The sequence below is a fragment of the Endozoicomonas sp. genome (assembly GCF_031844845.1).
Taxonomy (GTDB): domain Bacteria; phylum Pseudomonadota; class Gammaproteobacteria; order Pseudomonadales; family Endozoicomonadaceae; genus Endozoicomonas.
On record NZ_JAVRMB020000267.1, the window covers coordinates 1 to 12,067 of the forward strand.

At 47.2% G+C, this 12,067-nt stretch carries 9 protein-coding genes; 6 read left to right on the forward strand and 3 right to left on the reverse strand.

The window, feature by feature from the left end:
* From thrC to RM811_RS14440, 4 genes are all read left to right on the forward strand, one after another.
* On the forward strand, positions 1-1,211 hold a 1,211-nt coding region (thrC, locus tag RM811_RS14425; protein ID WP_402525559.1), incomplete at its 5' end, for a threonine synthase.
* A 108-nt stretch (positions 1,212-1,319) separates the two neighbouring features.
* Entirely contained in the window at positions 1,320-3,056 is a 1,737-nt protein-coding gene (recJ, locus tag RM811_RS14430; protein ID WP_402525562.1) for a single-stranded-DNA-specific exonuclease RecJ, read from the forward strand.
* 114 nt (positions 3,057-3,170) lie between these two features.
* Complete coding sequence (locus RM811_RS14435) at positions 3,171-3,779, forward strand: paraquat-inducible protein A (RefSeq protein ID WP_402525564.1); 609 nt, start codon at positions 3,171-3,173, stop codon at positions 3,777-3,779.
* Positions 3,780-3,899: 120 nt separating this feature from the next.
* Positions 3,900-5,003: a hypothetical protein gene (locus tag RM811_RS14440; protein ID WP_402525566.1), complete on the forward strand. Its 1,104-nt coding sequence runs from the start codon at positions 3,900-3,902 to the stop codon at positions 5,001-5,003.
* Positions 5,004-5,013: 10 nt separating this feature from the next.
* Here the strand turns inward: RM811_RS14440 and dinB are convergent, their stop codons facing one another.
* Positions 5,014-6,156 (reverse strand): DNA polymerase IV, encoded by a 1,143-nt coding sequence (gene dinB / locus RM811_RS14445; RefSeq protein ID WP_402525568.1) that lies wholly within the window; start codon positions 6,154-6,156, stop codon positions 5,014-5,016.
* Between the two features lie 226 nt (positions 6,157-6,382).
* On the opposite strand from dinB, the gene RM811_RS14450 reads away from it, so the two are divergent.
* Complete coding sequence (locus RM811_RS14450; protein WP_402525570.1) at positions 6,383-7,036, forward strand: lysophospholipid acyltransferase family protein; 654 nt, start codon at positions 6,383-6,385, stop codon at positions 7,034-7,036.
* 230 nt (positions 7,037-7,266) lie between these two features.
* On the opposite strand, the gene RM811_RS14455 is transcribed toward RM811_RS14450, so the two are convergent.
* Entirely contained in the window at positions 7,267-8,064 is a 798-nt protein-coding gene (locus RM811_RS14455) for a hypothetical protein (protein WP_402525572.1), read from the reverse strand.
* 168 nt (positions 8,065-8,232) lie between these two features.
* Between RM811_RS14455 and RM811_RS14460 the strand changes: the two genes are divergently transcribed.
* A complete protein-coding gene (locus RM811_RS14460) occupies positions 8,233-8,901 on the forward strand; it encodes a response regulator (RefSeq protein ID WP_402525574.1) in 669 nt (222 codons plus the stop codon).
* Here RM811_RS14460 and RM811_RS14465 read toward each other — a convergent pair.
* The coding region (locus tag RM811_RS14465) for a PAS-domain containing protein (RefSeq protein ID WP_402525576.1) at positions 8,898-12,067 on the reverse strand (3,170 nt) is incomplete at its 5' end. The genes RM811_RS14460 and RM811_RS14465 overlap by 4 nt on opposite strands.

Consider the following 12,067-nt stretch of genomic DNA (forward strand, 5'->3'; position numbering starts at 1 on the left):
AGCCATTTGTTGGTGGCACCATTGCTGACGACAAACTCAGACAAATGATTGATGAAAGCTATGATGAGTTCAGTCATCAGGCTGTCGCCCCTTTACAGCAACTGGGCAGCAACCAGTGGGTGATGGAACTCTTTCATGGCCCAACCCTCGCCTTCAAAGACTTTGCCCTGCAACTGCTGGGCCGTCTTCTGGACCATGTTCTGACTGAACGGGATGAGAGAGCTGTGGTGCTGGGCGCCACCTCCGGCGATACCGGCTCTGCAGCAATAGAAGGATGCCGCCATAGTGAGCGTCTGGAGATTTTTATTCTCCACCCTTACCAGCGGGTTTCAGAAGTCCAGCGTCGTCAGATGACCACGGTTCTCGACAGCAATGTTCACAACATTGCCATCCATGGTAATTTTGATGACTGTCAGGATATGGTGAAAACATGCTTCTCTGATCAGTCATTCCTGCCAGAAAACACTCGTCTGGTCGCCGTTAACTCCATCAACTGGGCCAGAATCATGGCTCAGATCGTCTACTATTTCCATGCTGCCCTGGCGCTTGGCGCTCCCGACCAGCCAGTCAGTTTTTCTGTGCCTACCGGTAATTTTGGCGATATTTTCGCAGGATATATTGCCCGTGGAATGGGCCTGCCAGTGGAGAAGCTGATTGTTGCCACTAACAACAATGATATTCTTCACCGTTTCTTCCAGAACAATGATTACCGTAAGGATGCATTGCACCAGACACTCTCCCCCAGCATGGACATCATGGTTTCCAGCAACTTCGAACGATTGCTGTTTGATATGCATAATCGTGATGGCAACGCCATGGCGGAACTGATGTCAGCCTTTCAGGAAACTGGCAATATTCGGGTCGATGATCAGGCGTGGCAGAACATCAAGACGCTATTTGATAGCAGCCGTTCTGATGATCAGCAGGTATGTGACACTATCAGCACCCTGTATCAAAAAACCGGGTATCTTGCTGACCCTCATACAGCCACGGGGATCCGGGCCACTGAAGAACTTGAACTGGCAAGGAAAACACCGGTTGTAACCCTGGCAACGGCCCATCCGGTAAAATTTCCTGATGCCGTGATCAAAGCCGGTCTGGATGCACCGGCTCTACCTGCTCATATGTCTGACCTGCTTGAGCGGGAAGAACGTTACGACATTCTCGAAAACGATCTCACCTCTCTCAAAGCATTTATTCAAAAAGCTTAAAAAGATATAGCCATCATGTTTTCAATAGCATGATGGCTATCTTAAGTTTTTATAAAGCTGTGTTACTCTGAATGCCTCACCTTCAGCTGCCTGTTTTGTCTCATACCTATGCCAGTAAATATTATCCGTCGCCCATACAACCTTTCGTCCTGTCACTTTACGCCCGATACTGATCCGCTACTGGCACGAATTTATAATGCCAGGGGAATAACGTCTCAGGATGGGCTTCCAAGACAGCTGCAACAACTAAACGACTACAGACAGCTTAAGGATATCGATAAAGCCGCTGAAATTCTGGCAGATGCCATTATCCAGCAGCAGCGCATGTTGATTGTTGGAGACTTTGATTGCGATGGCGCCACCAGTAGCGCTCTGGGCGTTCTGGCATTAAGGAGCATGGGAGGCCATGCCGACTTTCTGGTCCCCAATCGTTTTGAGTATGGCTATGGACTGACCCCGGAGATTGTCGAAGCCGCCCTGTCCTTTCAGCCAGAGGTGTTGATCACTGTTGATAATGGCATCTCCAGCATCACAGGCGTACAGGCAGCAAAAGACAAAGGCATGCAAGTGGTGGTTACCGATCATCACCTGGCTGGCCGGGAGCTGCCGGAAGCTGACGCGATTGTTAACCCGAACCAGCCAGAGTGTCCGTTTCCCGGAAAAAATACGGCAGGGGTAGGCGTTATTTTCTACCTGATGTGCGCCCTGAGAACCTTACTGCGCTCTCGCGGTCATTTTCAAAAATACGCCGAGCCAAATCTGGCAGAGCTGCTTGACCTGGTGGCACTGGGCACTGTCGCTGATGTGGTCAAACTGGACAGCAATAACCGCATCATGGTGTTCCAGGGCCTTGCACGTATCCGTTCCGGACGCTGTCGACCAGGTATAACCGCATTAATCGAAGTGTCGGGTAGAAATGCAGAAAAACTCGTAGCCTCTGACCTGGGTTTTGCCCTGGGACCACGGCTCAATGCCGCCGGACGACTGGATGATATGTCTATTGGTATCGAGTTACTGCTTTGTGAGGATATGAACAGGGCACGGGAGCTGGCCCTTGAACTTGATGGGCTCAACCGTGACCGTAAGGCGATTGAGGGCAGCATGCAGAATCAGGCCATGGCAGAGCTTGAACAACTCAGGTTTGATCAGGAAACAGAGCGCCCCTGGGGTATCAGCCTGTTTCAGGAAAGCTGGCATCAGGGTGTAGTTGGTATTCTGGCGTCCAGAGTCAAAGAGAAACTCAACCGCCCGGTTATTGCCTTTGCAGAAGCTGACAACCCGATTGGAGAAGCTGAACTTAAAGGATCTGCCCGATCCCTGCAGGGGCTCCATATGCGGGATGCATTGGACAGCATTGCCCGGGAGCACCCGGCGCTAATTATCAAGTTTGGTGGTCATGCCATGGCTGCCGGGTTATCCATCAAAAAATCAAACTTCGAGGCATTCAAAGCGGCTTTTGACCTGGAGGTAAGGAAACAGCTCACCGCTGATGATCTACAGTCAGAGATTCATACCGATGGCGAGCTGATGCCTGGCCAGATGACCATGACAACCGCCTTCTCCCTTCGGGAAGGCGGCCCCTGGGGACAGAGTTTTCCTGAGCCCAGCTTTGATGGCAGCTTTCAGATCATTCAGCAGAAACTGGTGGGTGAAAAGCACTTGAAAATGGTGCTGAAGATACCTGGCAGCGAGCTGTGGCTGGATGCTATTGCCTTTAATATCGACAACAGGCAATGGCCTAACCCCAACATTCGGAAAATCAAAGCGGTTTATAAGCTGGATATCAATGAGTTTCGTGGTCAGCAGAATCTTCAACTGCTCGTAGAACATCTGGAGCCGGTATGAAAAGTGGTATGAAAAGTAGCCAGCCACTTTTCATTACTGGTTAAGGTCGAAGTCTGAAACTTATAGGCAGAATAAGTTGTCTACTTTCAATAGCCAATAATAATGAGACTAATCATGACGTTCCAGAAACTAATCTTGCCCTTGATGATGGTCATTTCCCTGGGACTGCTTATCCCGGGGCTGACGCAACCCATGATTACCATGAAAGCAGACCTTGACCATCAGGCAATGCTGAATGAGGGAAAAAAGATTGTTCAGCAGCAAAGCCTTCATCCCGCCATGGCAAGCCTTGCTACGCAGTTTCTGGACAGCATTGAGGTTAAAGGAACATCAAGGGTTTATGAGAAAACACGCTCTATTCTTGGTACTGCCGAGGATCTCTGGAAAGGTGGCTACCATCTTGTGGCATTACTGATCGTTACCTTCAGCCTGCTGGCTCCTGCATTTAAACTTGGCTGCCTGTTACTGGCCAACTTTCTGAAGAAAAACCATAAACTGCTCAGCATTAACAGCTTCTTAAGCAAATGGTCCATGGCCGATGTTTTTGCCATTGGTGTATTAATTGCCAGTCTGGCTGCTAATGGCTCTGCTGTAGAAAATGCCCTCATTCAGTTTGAGGCCCAGTTACATTCAGGGTTTTACTGGTTTGCCGGATACTGCCTGATTTCTAATTTCATGGGACAACTGGCGGAAAAGTGCTGTATTTACAATAAACCAACTTAAACACAGATATCCCTAAAAAGCCGAAACTTTTTTGCTTTTCGAATGTCTTAAACTGCGAGTGAATTGAATTTTCCAATTCCCCTTTAATTATTCGGCATTCATCTAATTTCGGAGATAGCTATGGCAATGGGAGGCATCAATAAGCAGCTTGCAAAGCTTAACCTCAACCCTGAGCAGACTGGGGATGGGGATAAGGATAAAAAAACTGCAACGAACCGCGATTCACGTACAGTCAGAGTCTCAATGGAAAACGCCCACCCGCAGTCAACCCAAGCACCACCAGCTTATGAAGCACCACCACCTCCTTATACGCCTGTGGCAACCATGCCAGTCACTGCGATTGCTCCCGAACATCCCATACAGACATTGGACTATTGTTTATCAGAGCTGAAATCTGCGTATGGTGTAGATTTCCCGGAGCTGGCTAAAATTCTGGGTGGCTTCCCCGACTACAGTATTGCAGCTGACCCGTTTCTCTACATGATTGATCCATTTCGAAACAGCGTCGAAAAAACCGATAGAAAGCTTTACGATCTATATATGTCTGCCAATAAAACAAGCCAAGGTGACCGGAGTTTATTAAGTAAACTGGTTGTTATCTTTACAATGCTTTCAATGGAACAACAGGGAAAGACACCCCGAAAAGTTGCAGAAAATTTCTTTAGCCGTCTTCTCGATGAGCTCAGTAAGACAAAGAGAAATGATATGCTACAAAAAATAAAACCTTTGGTGAGAACTCAAAAAGAAAATTTGGCGACAATAGAAGACTGTAACCTGAAATTCTCTGGCCTGCGTTTTGAAAACATCCCCGGCTCAACGGTCAAACATGAACTGCTTACCAAACTAAATGAATATAAAGCACGCTACAAATTCGACTTTCCTGCCCTGGTTGAAGCAATAGCAGATACTTCATCTAAAAATGCATATGTTCCTGACCCCCTCATTTCCATTATTGACAGTCTTAATATTGATTCTCAAAGTAAGAAGAGTTTCTTTGCTGATAAAAACAGTTCTTTCCGCGAAAAAAATGCCAAGTTTGTCGTATTGACAATGGAGTCATTGCAAAAGAAAGTCTTCAGTCTTGAAAGCAGCAACCAGGGAACAGTTCAAACTATAAACCCGGAATCCAGAGTATTAAAGGAGTTTGCCTGCCTTTTACATGAAAACTTCAAAAAGGTTTCGCTTTATTTCAATAGAATAAAGCCATTTTTTTCAGATAAATAATATCCTTTCATTATCTAAGGTTATGCTGTTTTTTTTCAAACAGCTCCAGCTGCTCAAGCGCCCTCTCACTTTGAAGATCCAACAGCCGGACACCTAACCCAAGCAGGCGGACGGGACGTCTGCCTCGCTCCCATGCTTGTGCCATTAACCGGGAAAAATGATCTAGAGTACTCTCACCTGTCGTCGGAATGCTCTCTTCTAATGTTGTTTGGGTAAAGTCAGCAAACTTGACCTTCACAAAATACTTGCTGACCGCATACTCCTTCTCAATTTTACCAAATCGCTGCTGCAACTCATCCAATAAAGGTCCCACCTGCTCCATAGCTGACTCAAGGCCCACAAGATCCTGATCATACGTATGTTCAACAGACAGTGATTTTCTCCGTCGATGAGTCTGGACTTCCCGATCGTCCTTCCCTCTGGACAGCTCCCACAAGCGCTCACCAAAGCTGCCAAACCAGCGACTCAACTCGAGAATTGAGTACTGCCTGAGCTGTCCACAGTTTTTTATGCCCTTTTTGTGAAGCTTCTCAGCAGTAACACGCCCTACCCCATGAATTTTTTTCACAGGCAGATCGAAAATAAAGTCATTGACCTGATCCGGAGTGATCACAAAAAGACCATTGGGCTTGTTCCAGTCACTGGCAATTTTGGCGAGAAACTTATTGGGCGCAACGCCAGCAGACACCGTTACCTGCAATTTCTGGAAAATTTTCTGCCGAATTTCCTCTGCAACCAATGTGGCACTGCCACGGCAATGGCTTGTCCCAGTCACATCCAGATAAGCCTCATCCAGAGACAAAGGTTCAATAAAATCAGTATATTGGCGAAAAACAGCATGAGCCTCAGCGGAGGCTTCACGATAGACAGAAAAATGTGGAGGAATAATTTTCAGCTCTGGACACAATCTCATCGCCTGGGCCGAGGACATGGCAGAATGCACCCCAAAACGGCGGGCTTCATAGTTACAGGTGGCAATGACTCCCCTACGGTCAGAAGCCCCCCCGACAGCAACAGACCTTCCTGACAACTTCGGATTATCACGTATTTCAATGCTGGCAAAGAAAGCGTCAAAATCAATATGTATGATCTTTCGTTGAATCACTTTTTGCTGGATCCTCTTGCGCAGAAAGTCAGGATCACTGTCCATCATGTTTCAATTAGTTCCGGGATAAACACTGTATAAACATACAGATCGTTTTTGGCAATAGTTTTATTAACCAAATCACCCAGATGACTTTCTTTTTAGCAGCAGGTCAAGAGTATTTTTGATACCACTGCAAACATTATCTGTTTGAAGCTGTGTTCAAAGCGATCGCATCCCGATAGCTTTCAACACCGTTTCTTGTGAACCAGGAAAGCAAGGCATTTACTGAATCATGCAAGTCACCATTTTCAATACGCCCATTATCAGCCAGGCGCTCTCTTTAGTGGCAAAGCTGTTTCTCAAAGTGATGGGCTGGCGAATTGAAGGCAGGGCTCCCAGACTGGCTCGATACGTGCTCGTAGGCGCTCCCCACACCAGCAACTGGGACTTTCTCTTTGGCATGGCTATTGGTCTCGCCACTGGAGTTCATTGCTATTGGGTTGGCAAGCACACGTTATTCCGGGGTCCGTTTAACTGGGTTATGCGCTGGATGGGCGGTATTCCGCTGGACCGCAATGGTCGCTGCCGCAGAGGAAGCCTGGTGGAACAGACCGTTTGTACCTTCAAACAACACCGTAAGCTGGGGTTGGTGATATGTCCCGAAGGCACTCGCGCCAAAAGTGATCGCTGGCATACGGGCTTCTACCATATGGCCAAAAATGCGGGGATTCCTATCGTTCTCGCCTTTCTGGATTTCAAAGGTAAAGTTGGCGGATTCGGCCCTGTTATCGAGCCCGGCGATGATATGGAGAAGGATCTTTCCGAAATCCAGGCTTTCTACGCCAATATTCATGGCAAGCACCCGGAGTGCTTTAGTCCAGTATCTCCAAAATATTTCAGAAGAAAATTTCACCGCCATCACAAACAGCGATGGCATGAAATATAGAGACTACTCCTACTCTTGATTAAAACCGCAACGAGCGCAACATTCGTTGTTATGATCCAAGGCTCAAGCTGCCTTTATGCAAATCTTAAACACAATACATCACCTTGGAAGCAGGAAAATGACTGTGTTATTGCGACCAAAAGACCAGCACAGGCCAAGTCTAGCAGGGCTTGTTGCGTTCGTTGCTTTTTATTTCAACTGACTCCCTACTAATTTCTGGCCTCCATATATCAACCTCCCGGAGAACGGAGTGCCGCAGGCGTGTCTGGCTTCCCAACCCAGGCTGGCACTGAATCAGCGCCCATTGGAAGTGCAGCCCGACCATGAATCTTCTTACCGGCTGCTGCACTATCCAGCCTTTGCCAAATATGGTGATAAGAGCCCCATTTAACCGAGGCAGATAAAGGATTATCAATAAAATATTCAACATTTTGGGAATTATTGTGGGCAAAATCTCTATAGATCAATGGTGACAATGCCACAGCAACGCCTGCGGCAACGGCGAGATAGAGAAGGGGCTCAACAACGGTAATCAAAAGAGCTGGCCCCAGAACATATCGACTCAAAAAATCAGTAACGCGATTATAAGCAAGGTTACTGAGTAACTGGGCAGGCTTAATGGCATATTCAAAGAATGATTTTGTATTTTCTCTTCTGCCAATGAGGTCTACAGCTTTCATGAAAGGTGCATAGATACAGGTACCGAAAACACCGCCAACAATAGCCGCAGGAAGTGCCACAACAAGATGTCCGGCAAAGCTCCCAACGGCTTGCCCCAGCTGGAAAAATGACATCAATGGAGCCCAGACGACCTCCTTGAGTGTGTTCCAGGCTGGGCTTTCCTGTCGCTGTGCTCTGTGAGCAACTAATTCCTGACTCTTCTTTTGCTGATCTGCACGATATTCTGTGGTGTATACGCTACTGTTATCCTGGCTCTTATTTTTTTGCTGATCTGCACTATATTTTGCGCTGTATACGCCATTATTAACAGGAACCGGAGCAATAGAGGAACTGACAAAATCTGCCATGAAAAACCCTTAATTCAATAAATCATTAGCGAATATGACCGAGCCGCCAAAGAATAGTTCCATTATAAAGAATGTATTTACTTATACTTGAATAAGATCCTTGGTATTTTATTAATTCACAGGATTCTATTAATTGACCGATTAACCAGATAATGGCAAGCTCAAGAAATGGACTACACAATAATAATTGCTGATGACCACCCCTTATTCCGGACAGCCCTCAAGTCCTCTGTTGGTCAGGCACTGCAGGAACCTCTGATCTGTGAAGCTGGCTCAATTGCCGAGCTACAGTCTTTGCTGGATAAGAACAATTCACCGGATCTCATCTTATTAGATCTCCATATGCCGGGAGCCCACGGCCTGTCAGGATTGATTTTCCTGAGAGGACAATACCCGGATGTTCCGGTAGTTATCGTCTCTGCTTCTGATGACCAGCAGGTTATACATAAAACCATTCAACATGGTGCTAATGGATTTATTCCAAAGTCCACACCTTTGGAACTCCTTAAAGGTGCCGTTCTTAAAGTGCTTGATGGTGAGAACTGGTGGCCTGCAAACATTCAACCAACAGGCTCACACGAAGCCAGTGACATTGAGTCGAAGCTGGCAACTCTGACGCCACAGCAATTCAGGGTTCTGGGTATGATCAGCGAAGGTCTTCTGAATAAACAGATCGCCTATGATCTGAGTGTTTCAGAGGCGACGATCAAGGCTCATGTCACCGCAATTTTCAGAAAGCTGGGCGTACGTAGCCGTACTCAAGCGGTTATCGCCATTAAAGCGCTGGAAATTGAACAGCCCCGGCAGGCCTCGCCTGATCAGGATAACCAGAATTAACTGTTTTTTTCAGTTTTCCTGTTCTCGACTTCATAGAGATTAAGAATTGCTCTCATTGCCGCAGGTTTCACCGGCTTAGCCAAATAGCGGATATTCAAGTCCCGGCACTGTTGCCGTAAACCATCCTGCTGGTTTGCCGTTACCAGAACAGCGCTTATCTCATATCCCAACCTGGCTCTGACATTCTCAACCAGCTCAACTCCTGTTATTTTCTCACCGATTTGATAGTCCACCATCAGTAAATCTGGAGATTCCCTTTCAATAGCACTCATTGCTCCCAGATAACTTTGGGCAGAAGAGACCTGACATCCCCATCGAGAAAGAAGGCTGGTCATCCCTTCAAGAATTTTAGGTTCATCATCAATACAAAGGACTTTTAAACCCATAGACCCTGCATTTCCAACAGGAATATTCAACGTCCCAGCGATGGTTTTTCGCTGCACCAGAGGAACAACAACAGAGAATACCGCTCCCTGGCCAGGAGAAGACGATAGCGATATTTTGGCACCGAGTATCTGGGCAATCCCTTTTGCGATTGAGAGCCCTAAACCAAGACCATTACCGGTTGTCGATAAGCGCTTGAACTCAGAAAATATCAGCGCCTGCTGTGCCGAAGGTATACCCGGGCCGTTATCCCTCACTTCTATCTTCAATTGCTCACTGTTTAAATAACGGCAACACAGAAGTACTTTTCCATTTAACTCACTATTTTCGACGTAGCGAAAAGCGTTAGTGAGAAAGTTTTGTAATATTCTTCGCAGCAAAATAGGATCAGTTTTGACCCACGTACTGGAATGCACCGCACGAAAAGTCAGCCCACTTTCCTTAGCAAGAAGGACAAACTCAGATTTCAATGGCTCTAAAATCTCCATTACCGGCAACTCCCGGCGACTGACTACCATCTTGCCAGCCTCTATTCGGGACATATCCAGAAGATCAGTCAATAGATACTCTGCCGACTTCAGGGAGTTACTGATATTCTGCGCCAATTCTTCCAGTACTGTCCCCCTGACTTCTAACTCCATCGAAGCAGTGAAAAGCCTTGCTGCATTCATTGGCTGCATCAGGTCGTGACTGATCGCCGCAAAAAAGCGTGATCGCAGATGATTGGCTTTTTCCGCCTGAGACTTCGCGCCCAAAAGTTGCACATTTAATAATGACAGTTCTTTGGTTCTCTCCTGCACACGATGTTCAAGGCTCTCATTCACCTCTTTCAGCTCATGCTCCACCTGACGAAACTCACTGATATCGGTGAAGGTCATGACAAATCCTCCACCAGGCATAGGATTCCCCTGAATTTGAATCACCCGTCCATCAGCACGACGTCGCTCCGATCGATGGGCTATCCCATCGCGCATATAAGAAAGCCGCTTATTAACATGCTCCTCTTCAGCACCCGAGCCACAGAGCCCATTTAATGCATTATGCCGAATCACATCCGCTATTGAACGCCCAACCCTGATCAAGTCATCCGGGTAATCGAAGAGTTCAAGGTACTGCTTATTCCATGCCACCAGCTGCAGATCACGATCAACAACACTGACACCCATACTGATGTGTTCAATAGCTCCATGAAGCAGCTCCCTGTTGAACTGAAATACTTCGGAGGCTTCATCGACCATCGCCTGAACCTCTTCCAATGCCACATTTCCATGGGCAAGGGATTTCATGACAATACGGGCAGATGATGCGCCTAATGTTCCCGCCAGCAACCGCTCAATCGCGGCAACCAGTTGTGGTTCCGCCTGTTTATTTTTATTCAGGAAGCCAAACAGCGGGTTACCACCTGATTCAAAACTCTGGATAACACCATGCACCCGATTTTTACTGACAAACCGGATAGCCAGGTGCTCAAGCTCTCCAACAGTAATCGCCACATCCAGAAAGACACCATCTTCCGTAAGGACAGCATCCACAAATTTACGGGACTGCCTCCTCTCTTCTACACCCGGTCGCAGATAAAGACAGCCCAGTAAATAGATCACAGTGTTTAGAGAAAGTGACAGTAACGCTGTCCCTGTAACCGTGTCCGTCATCTGCAGGCCAAAAAGATTGCCCGGCTTCAGCCATTCATAACCAAACAGTCCCATTTGAACAATGGTGGAATCGAGCCATCCAACATTCACCAGCACAGGCACAACAAGACAGAAGAACCAGACAACAGAACCTGCCAATATCCCACCAGCCGCTGCGTTAGCATTACTCTCTCTTATATAAAGACTACCAAGTAGCACAGGAGCCAGCTGTGCCACTGCAGAAAAGGACATCTGCCCAATAGCTGCCAGCGAAGCTGACTCGCCCAATAACCGATAAACGACCCAGGACATCATCAGCAAACAGACGATGGTCGTTCGCCTGACCGTTAGCAGTAATCCACTGAAACGGTAGAAATCATTACTTTCCCTGCGGTTTCCATAATTGGTTCTGCGCAGAAGAAGCGGCATGAGTATTTCGTTAGAAACCATGGTTGTCAGGGCAAGGGTTGCCACAATGACCATACTGATTGCTGCAGAAGCACCCCCCAGAAAAGCCAGTGTAGCCATGGGTAAACTACCCAGCATTTTTGGCAACTCAATCACATAGGCATCACCGGGAACAGCATCACCTAACAGTTGATTACCTGCCAGCGCCAGAGGCATGACAAACAGGGCCAGCAAAAGAAGATAAGCAGGAAAAAGCCAGCGAGCCCGGTAAAAGTCGTCAATACTGCTGTTTTCAACAACCATTACATGAAACTGCCGCGGTAAACACAAGATAGCGGCCATGGCCATCACGGTTGGCATCAGAATACTGTCAAACCAGTCTACTGGTGTATCTGCCTTCCCTCGCTGAAAAACATCACCCAGATTAATATCATCTACCGTCATCCAGGTAACCCAGCCTCCCACAAGCAGGAATACCGAAAGCTTGATCAATGACTCAAAGGCAATGGCTGTCATAATGCCATTCTGGTGCTCAGTGGCATCCAGCTTTCGAGTACCAAACATAATGACGAATACAGCGAGCGTTAATGTGATTGCCAGAGAAAGATCTTCTTTTGACCATCGGTCTGGACCCCAGCTGTCATTGGTTAACTGGGAAAACCCCATAACAATGGCCTTCAATTGCAATGCAATGTACGGCAACACGCCAATAACCAGAATCAACGTCACCATAATGGCCATAA